Raw genomic sequence first — 23,985 nt, 5'->3', positions numbered from 1 at the left:
CGCAATATGTCGGCTTGCCGCGTGCACGGCGGTGAGTGGCGAATGGCGCGACCGCGCCAGGCCGGATGGCCGCGCGCGATGCACGTTACCGTTTCGCAGGTGCGCCGACGTCGTCGAGTGGTGGTTGATACCGCTTCGCGCCAACCCGATCCGTAGCCCGGCCGCACCGCCTACCCCCGCCACGTCGCGTCCGCGAGCTTCGCCACCAGTTCGTCGTACACGACCCGGATGCGCCGGGGCATCGGCCCGCGCCTCGGCCGATAGACGTGCAGCTTCCACGGCTCGGGTTCGAGGCCGGGCAGCAGCCGCACGAGGCGCCCGTTGTCGACGTACGGCCGGACGAGGTATTCCGAGCACTGCCCCAGCCCCACCCCCGCACAGATGGCCTCGATCTCCACCTCGGTATCGTCGGTCATATACGCCGGCGACGACGGGACGAACTGGTGCTCCCCCCGAAACATCCACGGCCACGCGCGGCCGCTCGCGCGATCGATCAGGCACGTGACCGGCATCGATTCGAGTTCCTTGCGATTTTTGGGCTCACCCAGCCGCCGGATCAGCGACGGCGCGCCGACGATCCACATCGGCAACGGCCCGACCATGCGCGCGACGAAGCGGTTGTCGCCGATCGCTCCGACGCGCACGCCGATGTCGATCTGCTCGTCGACCACCGGCGACGGCACGTCCGACAGCCGCAAGTCGGGCACGAGCCCCGGATACCGCTGCATGAGATCGCTCAGGATCGGTTGCACGTAACGACGCCCCATGCCCGACGGCGCCGTGATCCGCACGACGCCCACCGGCGCGTCGGCCTGACCCGTCGCGGGTCCGAACAGCCCGTCGACGGCAGCCAGCGCCGTCTGCGCGTCACGGGCGAACGCCTGCCCGAACGCGGTGATCCGCAGGCTCCGGGTCGTCCGGTGAAACAGCGTTTCGCCGAGCATCTCCTCCAGTTCGCGCACCGCACGCGTCACGACCTGCGGCGACACGCCCAGGCGCGCCGCCGCCTCGCGGAACGTGGGCGCCGCGGCGGCCGCGGCAAAGATCTTCAGGATGTCGAGTCGGTTGAGCATGGAGAACCCTCACGGAACGCGAAAGCGGCAGCGCCTTTCATTCCCGAAACGGGAATTCTGAATGCGCCATTGTTCCATTTTTTTACGACCGGCGAGCGACCACAATGCTCATCAAGCGTGCATCGCAACCGATTCAACTCAGCCCCATGCGCCGCTTTCATCCCTCACTCTGGAGAATCTCATCATGAACGCAAGCACGAAACCGGCCCAACTCGACGGCCGCATCGCCGTGGTCACGGGCGCCAGCTCCGGCATTGGCCGCGCGTCCGCCATCGAACTCGCGCGGCGCGGCGCCAAGGTCGTCGTCTCCGCACGGCGCAAGGCCGAACTCGATCGACTGGTCGACGAAATCGTGACTGCCGGCGGCGAAGCCAAGCCCTTCGTCGCGGACGTCGCGAACGAAGACGATTTGCGCAAGCTGTTCGATTTCACGGTATCGACCTACGGACGCCTCGACATCGCGTTCAACAACGCCGGCACGGAAGGCGTGTTCGCGCCGCTGCTCGAGCAGGATGCCGAGCGGTTCGACAGGGTGTTCGAACCGAACGTGCGCGGTGTATTCAACTCGATGAAGTACGCTGCTGAAATCATGCTGCGGCAGGGTTCAGGCAGCATCATCAACAACGCGTCGATGGGCGGGCTGATCGGCTTCGAGAATGCGTCGGTCTATATCGCGAGCAAGCACGCGGTGATCGGGATGACGAAGACCGCTTCGATCGAATGGTTCAAACGCGGCGTGCGCGTGAACGCACTGTGCCCGGGGCTGATCGAAACGCCGTTCCATCATCGCGGCATCTGGCCGTCGGACGAGGCGCAACAGGCATTCGCCGCATCGACGCCGGCAGGACGCTGGGGCTCCGCCGAGGAGATGGCGACGATCGTCGCGTTCCTCGCATCGGACGACTCTACCTACGTGTCGGGGCATGCGCTCGTGGCCGACGGCGGTTATTCGGTGGCATGACGGGCAACGCGCGAGGCCGGGCCGTGGCGGCGTGCGCCGCATGCCGCCCCCCCGGCGTCGGCTAGGCCGCCGCCTGCCTCGCGTGCAGCCGCAGCGCCAGCCACGCGATCCCGACGGCCACCGCGCCGACCACGCCGCCGAACGTGCCGATCCACGGCAGCCCGAAGTCGCTGGCGATATGGTTGCCGATCAGCGCGCCCGCGCCGATGCCTACGTTGTACAGCCCGGAGAAGATCGACACCGCGAGGTCGGTTCCCTCCGGCGCCAGCTTCAGCACCCATGCCTGCATCGCGAGCCCGAAGCAGACGATCGCCCCGCCCCAGACCAGCGTATGCACGGACAGCGTGACGATGTTCAGCGCGCACGGGAACAGGATCAGCAGGCATCCGGCCAGCGCGACGATCGACCCGAGCAGGAAGTCGTCCGGCCGGCGCGGATAGATGCGGTTGAAGCAGATCGCGGCCGGTATGCCGGCGACGCCGAACAGGATCAGCACATACGTAATCCGGCTGCTGCTCGCGTGGTTCACGCTCTGGACGAAAGGCTCGATGTACGTGTAGGACGTGAAATGCGCGGACACGACAAGCACGGTGATCGCGTACAGCGCCACCAGCGCGGGCTTGCGCAGAAATACGCCGATGCTGCTGAGCGACCCGGCGCCCTGGCTCGGCGATACCGGCAACGTCGCGCGCAGCAGCAGCAGCGCGACGGCCGCCGCACCGGCGATGATCAGGAACGTGACGCGCCAGCCGAAGGTCTCGCCGACCACGCGCCCGAGCGGAATGCCGGCCACCATCGCGATCGCCGTGCCCATCGCCAGCAGGCTGAGCGCGCGGCTTTTCCGGTCGCTCGGCGCGAGCCGCACGGCCAGCGGCACGGAAATCGACCAGAACACCGCATGCGCGCACGCAATGCCCAACCGGCCGACCATCAGCACCGCGAAATTCCATGCGACACCGGTCACGACGTGACTCGCGATGAACCCCAGCAACGCCCACGTGAGCAGCTTGCGGCGCTCGACATGGCGCGTGGCCAGCGTCAGCGGCAAAGACACGACGGCCACGGCCCACGCGTAGATCGTCAGCATCAGGCCGACGTCGGTCGGCTGCATGTGCAGGCTGTCGCCGATCGCGCTGAGCAGCGCGACGGGCACGAATTCGGTGGTATTGAAGATGAAGGCGGTGAGTGCCAGGGTCAGGACACCCCACCACGAGTGCTTGGAACTGACGGCGTCCGGTGTAGCCATACCTGGAATCGGCGAGACGAGGGTTTGGGGGCGCGCGGCGCGGAGAACCCGGCCCGGCGATCGCCGCGATTGTACCAGCGGCCCATGACACGGCGCGGCGTGGGGGCGTCGGTGAGCCGCGGGACATGGTCATGACATGGCCGTGCGCCGATAATGTGCCGACACGCTTCTCACGACCCGTTTGCACGCGCCCCTTTCGATCCAGGAGATACACATGCGCATTGAAACGTCTTTTCTGTTCGATCTCGACGGCACGCTCGTCGACAGCGTCTACCAGCACGTACTCGCGTGGAAGGAAGCGCTCGATGCGGAAGGCATCGAATTGTCGGTGTGGCGCATCCACCGCAAGATCGGCATGAGCGGCGGCCTGTTCCTGAATCAGCTGCTGCGCGAGACGTCGGGCGACCTCGACGCCGAGCGCGTCGAGCGGCTGGCGCGCCTCCATGCGGCCGCGTACCAGCGGCTGCGCGCGCAGGTCCGGCCGCTGCCGGGTGCGCGCGAGCTGCTGGCCGCGTTGTCGTCGGCGGGCATCCGCTGGGCGATCGCGACCAGCGGGCGGATGGAGACGGCCGCCATCAATCTGGAGGCGCTCGGCGTCGATCCGGCGAAGCACGTGGTGGTGACGCGCGATCAGGTCAAGTACGCGAAGCCCGACCCCGACCTGTTCCTGACGGCCGCCGCGCAACTGAACGTGCCGATCGAACACACGGTCGTGGTCGGCGACAGCATCTGGGACATGCTCGCTGCCGCCCGCTGCCGCTCGCTCGGCGTCGGGCTGCTGTCGGGTGGGTACGGCAGCGACGAACTCGAACGCGCGGGCGCGCTGCGTGTGTACGACGATCCGGCCGATCTGCTGTGGCATCTCGACGAGATTGCGGCGCGGCCCTGAAACGCCTGCTTCGCCGACGGCGCCCGCACCGGCGCGCCGTCGGTTTCGTCAGGCCGCGAACGACCACCGGCCGCGCCTGCGCGGAACCGGCTCGCGGCCGCCGCGCGGCTCAATCGTCGTCAACGCGCTTGTCGATCAGATAACGGCCTCGCTCGACACCCGCGAGCAGCGCTTCGTTCTCGGTCGTCCAGGTGGGGCCGTCGGCCGCCGGCACGACCAGCTCGATGCGCTCGCCGCCCACATACACCTGCACCTCGTCACGCCACGCGCCGCTGTCGTTGCGCCGCGCCCACACGCGTATCTCGTGCCCGCGATACGGGTCCCGAATCTGTGCGTCCTGTTGATTTTGCACGGTGGCCTCCTTGTACCTATCTGCGATGGCGATGCAAATAATACGCGCCGCATGAGCGCCGCGCGCCCCGTCGGCCCATACGCACGCGCCGTGCCTGACACCCGGCCGCTGGCACGCGGTTTGCGCGCCGGTCGCGCACCGAACTGCCGCGGCATGCCGCGCGAGCCCGCGAAGCGGTTCCTCCAGCAACCGGACGACGATCCGCGCACCGACGCCTTCCCCGGCTCCGCTCCCGCGACCCGGCTCGCGGATCGACCGTCCCGACCCTTCGCGAAGGAGCCTCGTGTGAATCAAACGACCGATCTGCTCTCCTATCTCGTGACGAGCCAGCTGGCCGCGCGCATGCGGTCCGGTGCATGGCTCACGACCGGTCAGCTCGTCGACGTGCAGCGGATGTGGCTCGCGTGCCATCGCGCCGAATGCGGATGGCTTGCGCGGATCAGGATCGCGGACGCGTCCGTGACGATCGCGCAAGGGATCTACGACATCGCGATCGCGAACCGCGATCCCGACAGCGGCGAACGGGTGCGGCTCGACGCCGATTCACCGGAATTGAACGCGCTGCGCGAGCGTTGCGACGTGCTGCTGCAGCGGATCGACGGCAACCGGGACGTCGACGCATGGTGATCGTGCCCGACCGCGCGACGCCCCGCAGCGGGCACGCCGCTTGCGCGGTGAGCCCGTTTTGACCCGACGGAGCCGGCCCATGCGAACCGACGCACTCGACGGAAACGATCTCGACTACTGGTGTGCACGCGCGCTGTGCGCCGACGACGAAGACACGCTGCGTTTCACCGCCGTCGCACCGCACCTGGTCGTGACGGCTGCGTGCGACGCGCTCAGGCGGCTCGACACGTGCTTCGTGCCGTCGGCGTCGTGGTCCGACGCGGGCGCGGTGCTCGACCGTGTCGACGATCTGCGAATCGCACGGCACGGCGACGACGTCGAATGCGACGCGACCTTCGTCGACGGGCCGTCCACCTGCGGCGCGCACGGACGCGATGCGCGCGTGGCCCTGCTGCGGGCGTTCGTGCGCGCCCGCTTCGGCGACGAAATCGATGCACCGCCGCCGTTCCCGCACCGGATCGAACACGGTGCGGTGGTGCGCTGCGATCCCGGCGTGCCGCTTCCCGAAGCCGATGACGATCGTGCCACGGGCGACAGCACGGATATCCGCTCGGTACCGCGCATGTAAGTGCATGCAGTACCCAGCGGTCATGTAAAAACGACAGTCCCAGCCGCCGCGGGCCGCCACCCGCCCTTGCCCCACGGGGAACCACCCGGCAGGCACGCGCGTTGCGGCGAACCGGCGTCATCGACTGCCGCCCCTACGCCCGCGCCATGGACCCCACGCCGCCCTTTTCTCCGAACCTCTACTTCTGCGACGCCCGTCTCGTCGGGCCGCTCGACGCATGGCCGCAGACGTTCGCGCATGTCGCCGGCATGGGCTTCGATCATGTGCTCGTCGGCGCGTTCTGGGCCGCGAGCGTCGCCGGCTTTCCGCGCCACGTGGCCGATTTCCGGCGTCCGTCCCAAGCGTTCGCGACCCGCGCGAGCGCGCTCGAAACCTTCTCGCGGCTCGCCCAGCTCGCACACGGCCACGGGCTGCGCGTGCTGCTCGAAGTCGTGCCGGATCGGGTCGCGCGCGAGAACCCGTTGCGTGCCGAGCATCCGGACTGGTACGTCGAGCGCACGCACGACGACGCGCTGATCGATCCGCGCGGCACCGCGCACGCGCTGGACGTCGCCCACGCGAATCTCGGCGATGAAGCTGCGCGCGACGCGCTGTCCGCGTGGTGGTGCCAACACCTCGCCGCGTTCGCCGATGCGGGCGCGGCCGGCTTCCTGATCGACGCGCCACATCATCTGCCGGCGGGCTGGTGGCCCGGCTGGCGCGCGGCGCTGCGCCGTACGCGCCCGGACGCCGCGGTGCTCGCCGGCGTGCCCGGCCATGCGCGCGACGCGCTGGCGCAGCTCGAAGGCGCCGGGTTCGACGCGGTGTTTTCATCGGTGCGCTGGTGGGATCTGCGCGCGCCGTGGTTCGTCGACGAACACCGGCTGCTGCGGCGGATCGGCACGCCGATCGCGTTTCCCGACGCGTTCGACGGCCCGCGCCTCGCCGACGACTGGCCCGACGCGTCGGATGACAGCATCGCCCGCGCCTATCGCCGCGCGCTGTGGACCGCTGCCGCCGTCGGCACCGGCTGGCTCGTCCCGATGGGCTTCGAGCGCGGCGTCACGATGCCGCTGATGGCGCGCGACGCCGAAGCGGCGCGCTACCGCACCGCGTTCGAGCGCGCGCGCTTCGACCTGTCGGGCACGATCGCCGATGCGAACGCGTGGCGCCGCGCCACGCCTGTGGCGGCCGCGCGCGGCGAAATCGTGCAGTTGAGCGCGCCCGGCGCACCGGCGACCGCGTTGCTGCGCGGCACCGGGCCGTCGCTCGAGCACGACGAAGCGGCGCTGCTGATCGCGTTGAATCCCGAGCTCGACGCAGCGGTGACGGTCGACCCCGCGACGATCCTGCCCGGCGTGCCGGGCGGATTCACGCGCGTCGCCACGCACGACGGCACGCACACCCACCCGCCGGCCGCGCTCGAACCGTTCACGCTCGACCCGGGCGCGTATGCGCTGCTGCATGCGTGGCAGGCGCCGCCCGTCACGACACGCCACGACGCCGCACGCGAGCGCGGTGTGCTATCCGTGGCGCTCGCGGCCGACCGGATCGCGATCGAGCGCGTCGAGCCGTCGGTCGACGGCGGCCGCTTCGCGGTCAAGCGCGTGATCGGCGAGACGCTCGTCGTCCACGCATCGATCTTCACCGACGGGCACGCGCATCTCGCGGCCGCGCTGCAGTGGCGCGCCGCCGGCGATGACGACTGGCGCGAAATCCCGTTCGAAGCCGAACCGAACGACGGCTGGCAGGCCCGCGTCGTGCTCGACCGGCTCGGCCGCCATGAATTTCGCGTGATTGCCTGGCGCGACGACTGGGCCTCGCTCGTCCACGATGTCGCGAAGAAACACGCGGCCGGCCAGGACGTGGCACTCGAACTGCGCGAAGCGCAACTGCTGCTCGCGACCGCGCTCAAGCTCGCCGATCCGCTCGATGCGCGCGCGCGCACGCAGATGAAACGACTCGTCGCCGAATTCAAGGACGCACCGGCCGACGCGCGGCTCGCGCAGCTCGGCGCGGCGCCGCTCGCCGACGCGTTCGCGGCGCTGCGCTACCGCCCGTTCGTCACGCACGACACGACGACCTTCCCGGTCGATGTCGAGCGCCGCGCGGCGCGCTTCTCCAGCTGGTACGAGATGTTTCCGCGCTCGGCGAGCGACGATCCGCACCGGCACGGCACGTTCGACGACGTGATCGCGCACCTGCCGCGGATCCGCGACATGGGTTTCGACGTGCTGTATTTCCCGCCGATCCACCCGATCGGCACGACGGCGCGCAAGGGCCGCAACAACAGCCTGAAGGCCGGCCGCGACGACGTCGGCAGCCCGTATGCGATCGGCTCGCCGGACGGCGGCCACACGGCCGTGCATCCGCAGCTCGGCACGCTCGACTCGTTCCGCGCGCTGGTCGATGCCGCGCGCGGCCACGGGCTCGAGATCGCGCTCGATTTCGCGATCCAGTGCTCGCCCGACCATCCGTGGCTCGCCGCGCATCCGGGCTGGTTCGCGTGGCGGCCCGACGGCTCGCTGCGCTTCGCGGAGAATCCGCCGAAGCGCTACCAGGACATCGTGAACCCCGATTTTTACGCGCCGGACGCGCTGCCCGACCTGTGGCTCGCGCTGCGCGACGCAGTGCTGTTCTGGGTCGATGCAGGCGTGCGGATCTTCCGCGTCGACAACCCGCACACGAAGCCGCTGCCGTTCTGGGCGTGGATGATCGACGACGTGCGCGGCCGGCATCCGGACGTCGTGTTCCTGTCCGAAGCGTTCACGCGGCCGGGGATGATGTATCGGCTCGCGAAGGTCGGCTTCTCGCAGTCGTACACGTACTTCACGTGGCGCGAGACGAAGCGCGAATTCATCGACTACCTGACCGAGCTGACGACCGGCCCGGCGCGCGAATTCTTCCGGCCGAACTTCTTCGTCAACACGCCCGACATCAACCCGCGCCACCTGCAGAACGCGCCGCGCACGCAGTTCGTGATCCGCGCGGCGCTCGCGGCGACGCTGGCCGGCTCGTGGGGCCTGTACTCGGGCTTCGAGCTCGGCGAATCGGCGCCGCTGCCCGACAGCGAGGAATACGCGGACGCGGAGAAGTACGAGCTGCGCTCGCGCGACTGGAGCAAGGCCGCGCATATCGGCGCCGAGGTCGCGCGGCTGAACCGCGCGCGGCGCGCGCACCCGGCGCTGCAGACGCATCTCGGCCTCACGTTCGCCGACGCGGACAACGACGCGGTGCTCGTGTTCGTGAAGGCGACGCCGGCGTTCGACAGCGTGGTCGTCGTCGCGATCAGCACCGATCCGTGGCATCCGCAGGTCGCCAACTTCACGCTCGATGCGTCGCTGTGGCGCGGCCTGGGGCTCGTCGACGGCGAACCGCTCGACGCGCTCGAACAGGACGCCACGCATGCGGAAACCTGGCGCGGGCATCGCCAGTACGTCTCGCTCGATCCGCATGTGCGCCCGTATGCGATCTGGCGGCTCACGCCGTCTCCAGGCGCCGCGCGGGCGGCGGCGCGCGAACCGGGCGACGCCCGGCCCTCCTCGGGAGCCCATGGATGATGAAACGCGAAGATTCCCTCGACGACGTACGCCGCGCGCAATTCCCGTCGCTGGCGCCGGCCGGCACCCCGCGCCGGCGCCGCGCACGCCGCCGCGCGCCGGCGCTCTGCGCGGACGATCCGCTGTGGTACAAGGACGCGATCATCTACCAGGTGCACGTGAAGTCGTTCTACGACTCGAACAACGACGGCATCGGCGATTTCCCCGGCCTGATCGCGAAGCTCGACTACATCGCCGAACTCGGCGTCGACACGATCTGGCTGCTGCCGTTTTACCCGTCGCCGCGCCGCGACGACGGCTACGACATCGCCGACTACCGCGACGTGCATCCCGACTACGGCACGCTGGCCGACGTGCGGCGCTTCATCCGCGAAGCGCATGCGCGCGGCATTCGCGTGATCACCGAGCTGGTGATCAACCACACGTCGGACCAGCATCCGTGGTTCCAGCGCGCGCGCCGCGCGAAGCCCGGCTCCACGCATCGCGACTACTACGTGTGGTCCGACACCGACACGAAATACGCGGGCACGCGGATCATCTTCCTCGATACGGAAACGTCGAACTGGGCGCACGACCCGATCGCCGGCCAGTACTACTGGCACCGCTTCTATTCGCACCAGCCGGACCTGAACTTCGACAACCCGGCCGTCGTGCGCGAGGTGATGCAGGTGATGCGCTTCTGGCTCGACCTCGGCATCGACGGGCTGCGGCTCGACGCGGTGCCGTATCTCGTCGCGCGGGAAGGCACCAGCAACGAGAACCTGCCCGAGACGCACGCGATCCTGAAGCAAATCCGCGCGACGATCGACGCCGAGTATCCGAACCGGATGCTGCTCGCGGAGGCGAACCAGTGGCCGGAAGACGTGCAGGAATATTTCGGCAACGAGGACGAATGCCACATGGCGTTCCATTTCCCGCTGATGCCGCGCATCTACATGTCGATCGCGAGCGAGGACCGCTTCCCGATCGTCGACATCATGCGGCAAACGCCGGAACTCGCGCCGAGCAACCAGTGGGCCGTGTTCCTGCGCAACCACGACGAGCTGACGCTCGAGATGGTCACCGATTCCGAGCGCGACCTGCTGTGGCAAACCTATGCGAGCGACCGGCGCGCGCGGCTGAACCTCGGCATCCGGCGCCGGCTCGCGCCGCTGATGGAACGCGACCGGCGCCGCATCGAGCTGATCAACTCGCTGCTGCTGTCGATGCCCGGCACGCCGGTGATCTACTACGGCGACGAGCTCGGGATGGGCGACAACATCCACCTCGGCGACCGCGACGGCGTGCGCACGCCGATGCAGTGGTCGTCGGACCGCAACGGCGGCTTCTCGCGCGCCGACCCCGAACAGCTCGTGCTGCCGCCGGTGATGGGCGCGCTGTACGGCTATGACGCGGTCAACGTCGAGGCGCAGACGCGCGACCCGCATTCGCTGCTGAACTGGACGCGCCGCATCCTGTCGACGCGCCGCGCGTCGCAGGCGTTCGGGCGCGGCACGATCCGCTTCCTGCGCCCGGAGAACCGCAAGGTGCTCGCGTACCTGCGCGAGCTGGACGGCCATGACCCGGTGCTGTGCGTCGCGAACCTGTCGCGGGCATCGCAGGCCGTCGAGCTCGACCTGTCCGAATTCGCGGGCCGCGTGCCGATCGAGATGACGTCGGATTCGCCGTTTCCGCCGATCGGGCAGCTCACGTACCTGCTGACCTTTCCGCCGTACGGGTTCCTGTGGTTCGTGCTCGCCGAGCACGGCCGCGAGCCGTCGTGGCGGCAGCCGCACGCGGAGCCGCTGCCCGAATACGTGACGCTCGTGATGCGGCGCGGCGATACGCGGCCGAACGTCGAACAGCTGCACGTGCTCGCGCACGATGCCCTGCCCTCGTGGCTCGCGCGGCGGCGCTGGTTCGCGTCGAAGGACCGCGCGATCGGCACGGCCCGGCTGAACGTCGTCACACCGGTGCCGGGCGAACCGTTCCAGTATGCGGAGGCCTGGGTCGAATCCGGTGAGACGGGCGACGTCGAACGCTACGTCGTGCCGCTCGCGGCCGCGTGGGGCGGCGAGACCTCGCAGCCGCTGTTCACGCAGCTGGCGCTGGCGCGCGTGCGGCGCGGCCATTCGGTCGGCTACCTGACCGATGCGTTCGCGCTGCCGGCGTTCGCGCACGGGATGCTGCGCAAGCTGCGCGACGGCGCGACGGTGCCGACCACCGACGGCGGCCGGCTCGCGTTCCTGCCGGAAGACGCGCTCGCCGCGCTCGATCCCGGCGACGACGCCGAAGTGCGCTGGCTCGCGGCCGAGCAGAGCAACAGCTCGCTCGTGATCGGCGACGCGATCGTGCTGAAGCTGGTGCGCAAGGTCGCGCACGGCGTGCATCCGGAAGCGGAAATGAGCCGGTACCTGACGCGGATCGGCTACCCGAACACCGCGACGCTCGCGGGCGAAGTCGTGCACGTCGATCCGGACGGCACGCCGCACACGGTCGCGATCCTGCAGCGCTACGTCGACAACCAGGGCGACGCGTGGACGCGCTCGTTCGACTTCCTGCGGCGCGCGGTGGACGAGCTCGCGCTGCCGGCGGCCGACGATGAGGGCGCCGACGGCGCGAACGAGGAACCCGACGCGCTGCTCGGCTATGCGGCGTTCGCGGGGATCATCGGCACGCGGCTCGGCCAGCTGCACGTCGCGCTCGCGCAGCCGTCCGACGATCCCGCTTTCGCGCCGGAGCATGCGACGCCCGAACACGTCGACGGCTGGTGCGCGGACGCGATCGCGTCGTTCGAGCACGCGCTCGACGTGCTGCACACGCGGCTCGATGCGCTCGATCCCGCGATGCGTGCGTCGGCCGACACGCTGCTCGCGTCGCGCGACGCGGCCGTACGCGCGCTCGGCGAACTCGTTCCGCGCACGCTCGATGCGCAATGCATGCGGATCCACGGCGATTTCCATCTGGGCCAGGTACTCGACGTGCAGGGCGACGCGCTGCTGATCGACTTCGAAGGCGAGCCGGCGCGCCCGCTCGAGCACCGCCGCGCGAAATCGCATCCGCTGCGCGACGTGGCCGGCCTGCTGCGTTCGCTGTCGTACGTGAGCGCGACCGCGCAGTTCGCGATCGAGAAGGCGCCGCCGCAGGCGGCCGGCCGCAAGCGTGCACTGTTCGACCGCTTCGGGCAGGCCGCCGCCGACCGCTTCGTCGACTGCTATCGCATGGCGGCCGAGCAGGCCCCCGCGCGTTTCGTCGACCCGCGCTACGCCGATCGCCTGCTCGCGCTGTTCCTGATCGACAAGGCGTCGTACGAGCTGTGCTACGAAGCCGCGAACCGGCCCGACTGGCTGAGCGTGCCGGTCGGCGGGCTCGCCGCGCTGGTCGAGCGGCTGCTCGGCGATGGCGGCGCATCCGACGACGGAGGCACGCCATGACTGACACGCTGTTCGAACGATCCGACATCGATGCGCTGCTCGCCGGCCGTCATCCCGATCCGTTCGCGTGCCTCGGCCCGCACGGGCAGGCCGGCGAGGTCGTCGTGCGCGCGCTGCTGCCCGGCGCGACAAGCGTGCACGCGCTGTCGCCGGACGGCGCCGACCTCGGCCCCCTCGCGTGCGTCGATCGCGCCGGCTGCTTCGCGGGGACGATCCCGCGCAACGGCGGCGCGCCCCACTATCTGCTCGCGATCGACTGGCCCGACGCGCGGCAGGTGATCGACGATGCGTATGCGTTCGGCACGCTGCTCGACGACGCGGTGCTCGCGCGCTTCTCCGCCGGCGACCCGGCCGCCGTGCTCGACTGCCTCGGCGCGGTGCCCGCGCGCATCGACGACACCGACGGCGTGCGTTTCGCGGTCTGGGCGCCGAACGCGCAGCGCGTGTCGGTGGTCGGCGATTTCAACGGCTGGGACGGCCGCCGCCATCCGATGCGGCTGCGGCGGCCGTCGGGCGTGTGGGAGCTGTTCGTGCCGGGCATCGGCGCGGGCGAGTGCTACAAGTACGAGCTGCGCGCGGCCGACGGGCGCGTGCTGCCGCACAAGGCCGACCCCTGCGCGCGCGCGACCGAGGCGCCGCCGCGCACGGCGTCGGTCGTCGCCGACGTCGCGGCGCTCGACGCGTTTGCGTGGCACGACGACGGCTGGATGCACGCGCGGCCGCACGCCGACCGCTACCGCGTGCCGTGGTCGATCTACGAGGTGCATGCGGAATCGTGGCAACGCGTGCCCGAGGAGATGAACCGCAGCGCGACCTGGGACGAACTCGCCGAGCGGCTGATTCCGTACGTGAAGGGGATGGGCTTCACGCACGTCGAGTTCATGCCGATCGCCGAATACCCGTTCGGCGGCTCCTGGGGCTACCAGCCGCTCGCGCAGTTCGCGCCGTCCGCGCGCTTCGGGCCGGTCGACGGTTTCGCGCGCTTCGTCGACCGCGCGCATGCGGCCGGCATCGGCGTGCTCGTCGACTGGGTGCCCGCGCACTTCCCCGACGATCCACACGGCCTCGCGCAGTTCGACGGCACCGCGCTGTACGAGCACGCCGACCCGCGCGAAGGGCTGCATCCCGACTGGCACACCTGCGTGTTCAACGTCGGGCGCACGGAAGTCGGCGCATTCCTCGCCGCATCGGCGCTCGCCTGGGCGCGCCGGTATCACGTCGACGGCATCCGCGTCGACGCGGTCGCGTCGATGCTGTACCGCGACTATTCGCGTGCGGAAGGCGAATGGGTGCCGAACGTGCACGGCGGCCGCGAGAACCTCGAATCGGTCGCGTTCCTGCGCATGCTGAACGACACGCTGCACGGTGCGGCCGCGCCGGCCGGCGTCGTCACCGTCGCGGAGGAATCGACCGCCTGGCCGGGCGTCACCGCGCCGACCGGCGACGGCGGGCTCGGCTTCGACTTCAAGTGGAACATGGGCTGGATGCACGACACGCTCGCGTATCTGCGCGAGGATCCGGTGCATCGCCGCTATCACCACGACCGGATGACGTTCGGGCTCGTGTACGCGTTCTCCGAGCGCTTCGTGCTGCCGCTGTCGCACGACGAGGTCGTGCACGGCAAGGGCTCGCTCGTCGCGAAAATGCCGGGCGACGCGTGGCAGCGGCTCGCGACGCTGCGCGCGTACTTCGGCTTCATGTGGGCGCATCCCGGCAAGAAGCTGCTGTTCATGGGCAGCGAATTCGCGCAATGGGCCGAGTTCGCGCACGACGCGACGCCGCACTGGGACCTGCTCGACGCGCCCGCGCATCGCGGCGTGCAGCGGCTCGTGCGCGACCTGAACCGCACCTATGCGGCCGAGCCGGCGCTGCATGCGCTCGACTGCCACGCGGCCGGCTTCTCCTGGCTGATCGGCGACGACCGCGACAACAGCGTGTTCGCGTTCGCGCGCCGCGACGACGCGGGGCACCTGGTGGTCGCCGTCTGCAACTTCACGCCGGTGCCGCGCGCGAGCTATCGCGTCGGCCTGCCCGCGCCCGGACAGTGGCGCGAACTGATGAACACCGATGCCGCGCCCTACGGCGGCACCAACGCCGGCAACGACGGCGCCGTGTGGGCCGAAGCCGTGCCCGCGCATGGCGAGGCGTGGTCGGCCACCCTGCGCCTGCCGCCGCTCGCGACGCTGTGGCTGCGCCCCATCTGAATGCTTGCGCCCTCGACACGGAGATCCCCCGCATGCCGACTGCCCTGCCCGCCCGTCTCGAATCCGGCCGCAGCTACCCGCTCGGCGCGACCTGGGACGGCCTCGGAACCAACTTCGCGGTGTTTTCCGCGCACGCGCACCGCATCCAGCTGTGCGTGTTCGATCCGACCGGCCGCAAGGAGCTGGCGCGCCTCGACCTGCCCGAATGCACCGACGAGATCTGGCACGGCTACCTGCCCAACGCGCATCCGGGCACCGTGTACGGGTTTCGCGCGGACGGCCCGTACCAGCCGCAGCACGGCCATCGCTTCAACCCGACCAAGCTGCTGCTCGACCCGTACGCGCGCAAGCTGGTCGGCCAGTTCCGCTGGTCGGACGCGCTGTTCGGCTACCGCCTGCATTCGAACCGCGCGGACCTGTCGATGGACCGGCGCGACTCGGCGCCCGCGATGCCGAAGTGCGTGGTGGTCGACGAGGCGTTCGACTGGAGCACCGACCGGCGCCCGCGCGTGTCGTGGCGCAACACGGTGATCTACGAGACCCACGTGCGCGGCGCGTCGATGCGGCGTGCCGGGTTGCGCCCGCCCGAGCGCGGGACGTTCGCGGCGTTCGCGCATCCGGCGTTCATCGATCACCTGCTGTCGATCGGCGTGACGACGGTCGAGCTGCTGCCCGTTCACGCGTTCCTGCAGCAGCGCGCGCTCGTGAACCGCGGGCTGCGCAACTACTGGGGCTACGACACGGCCGCGTTCTTCGCGCCGGAGCCCGCGTATCTCGCGACGCGGCGGCTCGACGAGATGCGCATCGCGATCCGCCAGCTGCATGCGGCCGGCATCGAGGTCGTGCTCGACGTCGTCTACAACCATACGTGCGAGGGCAACGAGCTCGGCCCGACGCTATCGTGGCGCGGCCTCGACAACGCGAGCTACTACCGGCTGATGCCGGACAACCGCCGCTTTCATGTCGACGAGACCGGCTGCGGCAACACGCTGAACCTGTCGCATCCGCGTGTCGTGCAGATGGTGATGGATTCGCTGCGCTACTGGGCTACCGCGTTCAACATCGACGGCTTCCGCTTCGACCTCGGCGTGACGCTCGGCCGCGAGGAACACGGCTTCGATCCCGGCGCGGGGTTCTTCGACGCGCTGCGGCAGGACCCGGTGCTCGCGCAGCGCAAGCTGATCACCGAGCCGTGGGATCTCGGCCCCGGCGGCTACCAGCTCGGCCGCCACCCGCCCGGTTTCGCCGAGTGGAACGACCGCTTCCGCGACACCGTGCGGCGCTTCTGGCGCGGCGACCCGGGCCAGCGGCCGGAGCTCGCCGCGCGCCTCGCGGGCTCGGCCGACCTGTTCAACCACCAGCGGCGCCATACGTGGGCGTCGGTCAATTTCATCACCGCGCACGACGGCTTCACGCTCGCCGATCTCGCGTCGTATTCGGCGAAACACAACGAAGCCAACGGCGAGGACAACCGTGACGGCCGCGACGACAACTGCAGCGCGAACTGGGGCGCCGAGGGGCCGACCGACGACGCGGCGATCCGCGCGGTACGTGCGCGCGTCGCTCGCTCGATGCTCGCGACGCTGTTCACCGCGCTCGGTACGCCGATGCTGGTGGCCGGCGACGAGTTCGGCCGCACCCAGCACGGCAACAACAACGCGTACTGCCAGGACAACGAGCTGTCGTGGCTCGACTGGGATCAGGCGCGCGGCGACGAAGCGGTGACGCTGATGCGCTTCGTGTCGCGGCTTGCCGCGCTGCGGCGCATGTATCCGGTGATGTCCACGCCAGGCTATCCGTCGGGCGACCGCGAAGCGGCGCCGGGCATGGCGGAGATCGGCTGGTTCGACGAGCGCGGCGACGCGATGACCGTGCCCGCGTGGCAGGACCGCGAGCGGCGCGCGCTGACGATGCGGCGCGTCGGCACGGGCCGCACCGGGCGCACCGAGGCGCTGCTCGTGATGCTGAACGCGTCGTCCGAGACGGTCGTGTTCGCGCCGCCCGCGCCGGCGCTCGACTATCGCGTGCTGGTCGACACGGCCACGCCCGATGCCGGCCCGCGCTCGTGGCCGGCCGACGGCCTCGACGTCGCCGCGCACGCGGCCGCGATCGCGGTGGCCGCCGTGCCGCCCGATCTGTCTCCGGGAGACCCGACATGAGATCACGCCCCGCCCGCCCATCGGGTTCGCATGCGTTCGACACGTCGTTCGGCGCGACCTGCGTCGAGCCCGACCGCACGCGCTTCCGGCTGTGGGCGCCCGCGAGCCGCACGGCCGCCGTCGAAATCGAAGGCGAAAACCGACCCGCCATCCCGATGACCGCGGTGGGCGACGGCTGGTTCGAGGCCGTCGTGCCGTGCGGCCCCGGGACGCTGTATCGCTACCGGCTCGACGGCGATCTCGTGGTGCCCGATCCCGCGTCGCGCTTCCAGCCCGGCGGCGTGGACGGCCCGAGCCAGGTCGTCGATCCGGCTGCGTACCGCTGGCGCCACGACACGTGGCGCGGCCGCCCGTGGCACGAGACGGTGCTGTACGAGCTGCACATCGGCGCATGCGGCGGCCACGCGAGCGTCGAGCGGCGGCTGCCGGAGATCGCCGCGCTCGGCGTGACCACGATCGAGCTGATGCCCGTCAACACGTTTCCCGGCGCGCGCAACTGGGGTTACGACGGCGTGCTGCCGTTCGCGCCCGATCCGTCGTACGGGCGGCCCGAGGAACTGAAAGCGCTGATCGATGCCGCGCACGGGCTCGGGCTGCAGGTGTTGCTCGACGTCGTCTACAACCACTTCGGCCCGCAAGGCAACCTGCTGCCGCGCTACGCCCCCGCATTCTTCCGCGCGGACCGGCAGACCGCATGGGGGCCGGCGATCGACTTTTCGCGCGAACAGACGAGCGCGTTCTTCATCGAGAACGCGCTGTACTGGCTCGACGAATTCCGTTTCGACGGGCTGCGCATCGATGCCGCGCACGCGATCGACGACGACGCGTGGCTGCGCGAACTCGCGCGCCGCGTGCGCGCGTACGCGGGCGACACGCGCCATGTGCACCTCGTGCTCGAGAACGAGCGCAACGCGGCGAGCCTGCTCGGGCCCGGCGGTTTCGACGCGCAATGGAACGACGATTTCCACAACAGCGCGCACGTGCTGCTGACCGGCGAGCGCGACGGCTACTACCGCGCGTACGCCGATGCGCCGCTGCGCCATCTGGCGCGCACGCTCGGCGAAGGCTTCGCGTACCAGGGCGAACCGTCGCCGCTGCACGACGGCGCCCCGCGCGGCGAACCGAGCGCGCACCTGCCGCCGACCGCGTTCGTCGCGTTCCTGCAGAACCACGACCAGGTCGGCAACCGCGCGTTCGGCGAACGGCTGCGCACGCTCGCGAACGAAGACGCGGTGCGCGCGGCGACCGCGCTGCTGCTGCTTGCGCCGTCGATCCCGCTGCTGTTCATGGGCGAGGAAGACGGCAGCACGCAGCCGTTCCAGTTCTTCACCGACTATCGCGGCGCGCTCGCCGACGCGGTGCGCGAGGGCCGGCGCCGCGAATTCGCGGCTTTTCCGGCGTTCACCGATGCCGCGCATCGCGACGCGATTCCCGATCCGAACGACATCGCGACGTTCGTGCGTTCGACGCTGCACGGCAGCAGCGACGAAACCACACCCGACACCGACGCCTGGCGGCGCTTCTACCGCAGCGCACTGACCGTGCGTGCGGCGCTCGTGACGCCGAACCTGCCCGGCGCCCGCGCGCTCGGCGTCGACCTGCTCGCGGGCGACGGCGACCCGCAGGCGCTCGCCGCGCGCTGGCGCCTCGGCGACGGCAGCACGCTGACGATCGCGTTGAACCTCGGCGCGCACGACGCGGTGCTGCCCGCGCTGCCGGTCGGCAAGATCGTGTTCGAGACGCCGCCACGTGCACGCGACCGGCTGCGCGACCTGCGGCTGCCGCCCCGCGCGTGCATCGCGTGGCGCGACGGCGAGGTCAACCACGATGCGCGGCAGCACCGCCTGAATGGGCAGGGACGATCATGACTTCCGACGTGTCGATCACCGAACTCGCGCGCACGGCCGGCCTGGAAACCGACTGGACCGATGCGGGCGGCATCGCGCGGCGGGTGGACGATGACGCCCTCGTCGCGCTCGTCGACGCGCTCGGCTGGCCGTGCGGCACGGCGACCCAGCGGGTGGAAAGCGCCGCCGCGCTCGCCGACGCGAACGCGGCGCCCCCGCGCATCGTCACCGGCGACGCCGGCCTGCCGCTGACCCTGCCGGCCGCGATCGCCCCGCCCGGCGCGCGCTTCCGGGTCACGTTCGAAGCCGGCGGGCATGTCGACGGGCGCGTGGGCGGCGAAGGCGAAGGCGAAGGCGAACACGGCACGCTGCCGCCGCTCGCGATCCCCGGCTATCACGCGCTCGACGTCGGCGACCAGCGCATCGGGCTCACGATCGCGCCGCCGCGCCCGCAACCGGTCGACCCGCGCGCGGCGGATGCGGGCGGGCGCTGGGGCATCGCGGCGCAGCTCTACAGCCTGCGCCGCGACGGCGACGACGGCGCGGGCGACTACACCGCGCTGGCGCGGCTGGCCGCGCATGCGGCACGGCACGGCGCGCAGGCGGTGGCGATCAGCCCGACGCACGCCGGCTTTCCGGCGCTGCCCGCGCACGACAGCCCGTATTCGCCGTCGTCGCGGCGCTGGCACAACGTCGCGTATCTCGACTGCGACGCGGTGCCGGGCGCCGCGGCCGTGCAGCACGCAACCGGTGCCGCGGCCGACACGCCGCTGATCGACTGGCCGCACGTGCTGCCGCTGAAACTGCGGCGACTGCGGGCATGCTTCGACGCGTGGCGCGCCGGCGACGACCCGTCGCGTGACGCATTCCAGCGGTTTCGCGCCGCGGGCGGGGCGGCGCTCGATGCGCATGCGCGCTTCGACGCGTTGCAGGCATTCTGCTTCGAGCACGGGGCGGGCATCGACTGGCGGAAATGGCCGGCGCCGTGGCGCGAACCGGGATCGGCGGAAGTCGATGCGTTCGCGCACGCCCATGCCGATACGGTCGCGTTCCACACGTACCTGCAATGGTGCGCGTCGCGCGCGCTCGGCGACGCGCAGCACGCGGCCCGCGGTGCGGGCATGGCCACCGGGCTGATCGCCGATCTCGCGGTCGGCTCCGATCGCGCGGGCAGCGACGCGTGGGCGCACGGCGCGACGCTGCTGCGCGGCGTGTCTCTCGGGGCGCCGCCCGACCTGTTCAATGCGGCCGGCCAGGCGTGGGGCGTGACGACCTGGACGCCCGCCGCGCTCCGTGCGGAAGGCTTCGTGCCGTTCGTCGAACTGTTGCGCGCGGCGTTCGCGCATGCGGGCGGCATCCGCATCGATCACGTGCTCGGCTTCGCGCGGATGTGGATCGTGCCGGACGGCGGCTCGCCGCGCGACGGCGCCTACCTGCGCTATCCGGTCGACGATCTCGTGCGGCTCGTCGCGCTCGAGGCGGCCCGTCATCGCGCGCTCGCGATCGGCGAGGATCTCGGCACGGTGCCGGCCGGCTTCCGCGAACGGCTCGGCGCGCAGGGCATCGCCGGGATGCGCGTGCTGTGGTTCGAGCGCGACGCCGGCGGCGCCTTCCGGCCAACGTCGGCATGGGATCGCGATGCGATCGCGATGACGTCGACGCATGATCTGCCGACCGTGGCCGGCTGGTGGCGCGGGGTCGATCTGGCCTGGCGGCGGATCGCGGCCGAGGCGGCGCAGCAGTCCGACGACGGGGAGGCGCGCAATGCGGCGCCGCGTGCGCCGCCAGACGAGTTGACCGAGCACGAGCAGGACGACACCGTGCCCCGCGCGGCCACCTCGGCCACCGCCACGCCGCCCCCGGAAGCCGGCCCGGCCACCCCGCCGCCCGCCGTCGATCCCGACGTCGTCGCCGCGCATGCGGCGCGCGCCACCGAACGCGCGGCGCTGTGGCGAGCGTTGCAGCATGCGGGCTGCGCGCCGGCCGGTGACGCCGCCCCCCCGCCGGCTGATGCGCCGCCGGTCGCCGAGATACTCGCGTACGTCGCGCGCAGCCCGTCGCCGCTCGCGATCCTGCCGCTCGAGGATCTGCTTGCGCTGGACATGCAGCCGAACCTGCCGGGGCCGCCTTGCGGGCACCCGAACTGGCGGCAGCGCCTGCCGCGCGCGATCGACACGCTGTTCGACGCCGACGTGCGCAAGCGCATCGCGGCCGTGGTGCGCGCACGCGGTTCGCGGGAGCCCGGCCCATGACGCCACGCGCGACGCTGCGACTGCAGCTGCATGCGGGCTTCACGTTCGACGACGCGGCCGCGCACGCCGACTATTTCGCGCGGCTCGGCGTGAGCCACCTGTACCTGTCGCCGGTCGCGACGGCCGAACCCGGTTCGCGGCACGGCTACGACACCGTCGATTACGGCACGCTCAACCCCGAGCTCGGCGGCGAAGCCGGTTTCGTCCGGCTCGTCGATGCGTTGCGCGCGCACGGGCTGGGGGTGATCGTCGACATCGTGCCGAACCACATGGGCGTCGGCGGTTCGTCGAACGGCTGGTGGAACGACGTGCTCGAATGGGGCCCCGCGAGCCCGTACGCGCACTACTTCGACATCGACTGGCATCCGCCCGACGCGGCGCTCGACGGCAAGGTGCTGCTGCCCTGCCTCGGCACGCCGTACGGCGAAGCGCTCGCGGCCGGCGACATCACGCTCGACGCCGATCCGGCCACCGGGCGCTTCTTCGTGTCGTGCCCCGGGCGACGGCTGCCGGTGGCCGCCGCCACCTACGCGGAGCTCCTGCGCATCGCGAACCGCGCGGACCTGAACGCGCTCGCCGAACGCTTCGACGCCGCGCCGCCGCGCGACAGCACGCGACTGGCCGCCGCGCATGCGGCGCTGCGCGATCATGCGGCCGCGCACGGCCCGCACGCGCTCGATGCGGTGCTGCGCGGCGTCGATCCGCGCCGCGCGCGCTCCCGCGCCTGCCTGCACCGGTTGCTCGAACGCCAGCACTACCGGCTCGCGTGGTGGCGCACGGCCGCCGACGATCTGAACTGGCGGCGCTTCTTCGACATCGCGACGCTCGCGGCCGTCCGCGTCGACGACGATGCGGTGTTCGATGCCGTCCATGCGCTGCCGCTACGGCTGCATGCGGCCGGCTACATCGACGGCCTGCGCGTCGATCACGTCGACGGCCTCGCCGATCCGCGCGCGTATGGCCGGCGGCTGCATCAGCGGCTTGCCGCGCAACGCGACGTGCGGCCGTACATCGTCGTCGAGAAGATCCTCGCGCCCGGCGAAACGCTGCGCGACGACTGGGCCGTCGACGGCACGACCGGCTACGACTTCATGAACGACGTCGGCGCGCTGCTGCACGATCCGGCCGGCGCCGCGCCGCTCGCCGCGCACTGGGCCCACGTGTCGGGTGTGTCGCGCACGTTCGCGCAGGAAGCGCTCGACGGCAAGCGGCGCGTGCTGATGCGCCAGCTCGCCGTCGAGCATGCGCGCGCCGCGCGGGCGTTGCACGGCGTGGCACGTGCGGCACCCGCGACGCGCGACGTCAGCCGGATCGCGATTCGACGCGTACTGGGGGAACTCGCGGTGCAGTTGCCCGTGTACCGGATGTATCCCGTGCAGGACGAAGAACCCGCCGACGCCGACCGCCGCGTGCTCGCGCAGGCGTACGAACGGGCGGTCGAGGCCGTCGATCCTGCCGACCGGTTCGCACTCGATCACGTCGCCACCTGGCTCGGGTGGCCGGTCGTACGCGTGCCGCGCGCGGACGCCGCCGCGCTGCACGCGGCGCGCGTCGCGTTCGCGCAGCTCACCGCGCCGCTGGCCGCGAAGGGTGTCGAGGATACGGCCCACTACCGTTACGGCCGGCTTCTGTCGCGCAACGAAGTCGGCGCCGACGCGGGCGACTTCAGCCTGTCGCGCGGCGCGTTCCATGCGCGCAATCGGCGCCGCGCGCGCACCGTGCCGCACGGGCTCGTCGCCACCGCCACGCACGACCACAAGCGCGGCGAGGATGCGCGTGCGCGGCTGGCCGTGCTCAGCGAAATGCCCGACGCGTGGCGCGCGGTGTCGCTCGACTGGTCCGCGCTCAACCGGCCGCATCGCGGCAGCGCGCATCGCGACCTCGCATGGGCACCGGGGCCGGCCGCCGAGGCGATGCTGTACCAGACGCTCGTCGGCTGCTGGCCGCCCGAACTCTCGCCCGACGATGCGGCGGGGCTCACGGCGCTCACCGAACGCGTCGTGCAGTGGCAGACGAAAGCGCTGCGCGAGGCGAAGCGTCATACCGACTGGCTCGCGCCCGACATGCGCTACGAGCGCGATTGCGAAGCGTTCGTCCGCGCGATCCTGAAGCCGCGTGGCGCCGGCGACTTCGCCCATCGGCTGCATGCGTTCGTCGCGCGGATCGCGCCGGCCGGCGTCGTCAACAGCCTGACGCAGGCCGTGCTGCGGATGGCATCGCCCGGCGTGCCCGACCTGTATCAAGGATCTGAAGCATGGGATCACTCGCTCGTCGATCCGGACAACCGCCGCGACGTGCCGTTCGCGGCGCTCGCGGCCGAGCGGGTCGACGGGCCGGTCGCGTCGTATCTGGCGACGTGGCCCGATGCGCGCGTGAAACGGGCGCTGGTCGAGCGCATGCTGGCGCTGCGCGCGCGATGGCCGGCGACGTTCGCGGACGGCGCGTACGTGCCGCTGCGCGTACGCGGCCCGCTCGGGCGTCATGCGGTGGCGTTCGCACGGTGCAGCGACGAGGCCACCGTGGTGGTGGTCGCGACACGGCTTGCGGGCCGGTTGCTCGGTGAAGCGCCGGAATTGCCGCGCATGGAACCCGGGCAATGGGGCGATACGGCGGTCGTGCTGCCGCGCGATATCGACGGGCCGTGGGTGGATGGGCTGAATGCGGGGGATGCCATCGACGTGGCGGGAGGGTTAATCAAGCTCGGTGACTGGCTCGCCGCGCTACCGGTTGCCGTGCTGGTGGCTGCGCGTCCAACGAGCGAATCGCGATCGTCCAGCGCACGCGCGTTTCCGGCGGATGAAATTCCGGGAAGTCGTGGCGTTTGCCTTTAGTCACGAGCATCGCGTATTTGCTCG

At 71.1% G+C, this 23,985-nt stretch carries 14 protein-coding genes; 11 read left to right on the top strand and 3 right to left on the bottom strand.

Annotated elements, in window-relative coordinates; genetic code table 11:
- Nucleotides 1-170: 170 nt before the first annotated feature.
- Entirely contained in the window at nucleotides 171-1,073 is a 903-nt protein-coding gene (locus CFB43_RS34810; protein WP_089498629.1) for a LysR family transcriptional regulator, read from the bottom strand.
- A 184-nt stretch (nucleotides 1,074-1,257) separates the two neighbouring features.
- Between CFB43_RS34810 and CFB43_RS34805 the strand changes: the two genes are divergently transcribed.
- Nucleotides 1,258-2,034: an SDR family NAD(P)-dependent oxidoreductase gene (locus tag CFB43_RS34805; protein ID WP_089498628.1), complete on the top strand. Its 777-nt coding sequence runs from the start codon at nucleotides 1,258-1,260 to the stop codon at nucleotides 2,032-2,034.
- A 61-nt stretch (nucleotides 2,035-2,095) separates the two neighbouring features.
- On the opposite strand, the gene CFB43_RS34800 is transcribed toward CFB43_RS34805, so the two are convergent.
- Nucleotides 2,096-3,280 (bottom strand): sugar transporter, encoded by a 1,185-nt coding sequence (locus CFB43_RS34800; RefSeq protein ID WP_089498627.1) that lies wholly within the window; start codon nucleotides 3,278-3,280, stop codon nucleotides 2,096-2,098.
- 214 nt (nucleotides 3,281-3,494) lie between these two features.
- Between CFB43_RS34800 and CFB43_RS34795 the strand changes: the two genes are divergently transcribed.
- Complete coding sequence (locus tag CFB43_RS34795; RefSeq protein WP_089498626.1) at nucleotides 3,495-4,169, top strand: HAD family hydrolase; 675 nt, start codon at nucleotides 3,495-3,497, stop codon at nucleotides 4,167-4,169.
- Between the two features lie 109 nt (nucleotides 4,170-4,278).
- On the opposite strand, the gene CFB43_RS34790 is transcribed toward CFB43_RS34795, so the two are convergent.
- Complete coding sequence (locus CFB43_RS34790; RefSeq protein ID WP_089498625.1) at nucleotides 4,279-4,521, bottom strand: DUF6566 family protein; 243 nt, start codon at nucleotides 4,519-4,521, stop codon at nucleotides 4,279-4,281.
- A 342-nt stretch (nucleotides 4,522-4,863) separates the two neighbouring features.
- Here CFB43_RS34790 and CFB43_RS34785 point away from each other — a divergent pair, with 342 nt between their 5' ends.
- The 9 genes from CFB43_RS34785 (at nucleotide 4,864) to treY (ending at nucleotide 23,961) form a co-directional block, all read left to right on the top strand.
- A complete protein-coding gene (locus CFB43_RS34785) occupies nucleotides 4,864-5,148 on the top strand; it encodes a hypothetical protein (protein WP_089499057.1) in 285 nt (94 codons plus the stop codon).
- Nucleotides 5,149-5,227: 79 nt separating this feature from the next.
- On the top strand, nucleotides 5,228-5,716 hold the full coding sequence (locus CFB43_RS34780) for a phage protein NinX family protein (RefSeq protein ID WP_089498624.1): 489 nt from the start codon (nucleotides 5,228-5,230) through the stop codon (nucleotides 5,714-5,716).
- 146 nt (nucleotides 5,717-5,862) lie between these two features.
- Complete coding sequence (locus tag CFB43_RS34775; RefSeq protein ID WP_089498623.1) at nucleotides 5,863-9,255, top strand: maltotransferase domain-containing protein; 3,393 nt, start codon at nucleotides 5,863-5,865, stop codon at nucleotides 9,253-9,255.
- Nucleotides 9,255-12,668, top strand: coding sequence for a maltose alpha-D-glucosyltransferase (gene treS / locus CFB43_RS34770; protein ID WP_089498622.1), 3,414 nt, complete (start codon nucleotides 9,255-9,257; stop codon nucleotides 12,666-12,668). Before CFB43_RS34775 ends, treS begins: the two co-directional genes overlap by 1 nt.
- A complete protein-coding gene (glgB, locus tag CFB43_RS34765) occupies nucleotides 12,665-14,872 on the top strand; it encodes a 1,4-alpha-glucan branching protein GlgB (RefSeq protein WP_089498621.1) in 2,208 nt (735 codons plus the stop codon). Before treS ends, glgB begins: the two co-directional genes overlap by 4 nt.
- Nucleotides 14,873-14,904: 32 nt before the next feature.
- Entirely contained in the window at nucleotides 14,905-17,031 is a 2,127-nt protein-coding gene (glgX, locus tag CFB43_RS34760; RefSeq protein ID WP_089498620.1) for a glycogen debranching protein GlgX, read from the top strand.
- Nucleotides 17,028-18,899 carry a malto-oligosyltrehalose trehalohydrolase gene (gene treZ / locus CFB43_RS34755; RefSeq protein ID WP_089498619.1) on the top strand — a complete coding sequence of 624 codons (1,872 nt, stop codon included), beginning with the start codon at nucleotides 17,028-17,030 and terminating at the stop codon, nucleotides 18,897-18,899. The genes glgX and treZ overlap by 4 nt, the downstream gene beginning before the upstream one ends.
- Nucleotides 18,896-21,130 carry a 4-alpha-glucanotransferase gene (gene malQ / locus CFB43_RS34750; protein ID WP_089498618.1) on the top strand — a complete coding sequence of 745 codons (2,235 nt, stop codon included), beginning with the start codon at nucleotides 18,896-18,898 and terminating at the stop codon, nucleotides 21,128-21,130. Before treZ ends, malQ begins: the two co-directional genes overlap by 4 nt.
- Complete coding sequence (gene treY, locus CFB43_RS34745) at nucleotides 21,127-23,961, top strand: malto-oligosyltrehalose synthase (RefSeq protein ID WP_256990182.1); 2,835 nt, start codon at nucleotides 21,127-21,129, stop codon at nucleotides 23,959-23,961. The genes malQ and treY overlap by 4 nt, the downstream gene beginning before the upstream one ends.
- Nucleotides 23,962-23,985 lie beyond the last annotated feature (24 nt).

The organism is Burkholderia sp. AU15512 (genome assembly GCF_002223325.1).
Classification (GTDB): domain Bacteria; phylum Pseudomonadota; class Gammaproteobacteria; order Burkholderiales; family Burkholderiaceae; genus Burkholderia.
Note: the sequence above shows the minus strand (reverse complement) of the source record. Positions and strands in the feature narration are given on the sequence as shown.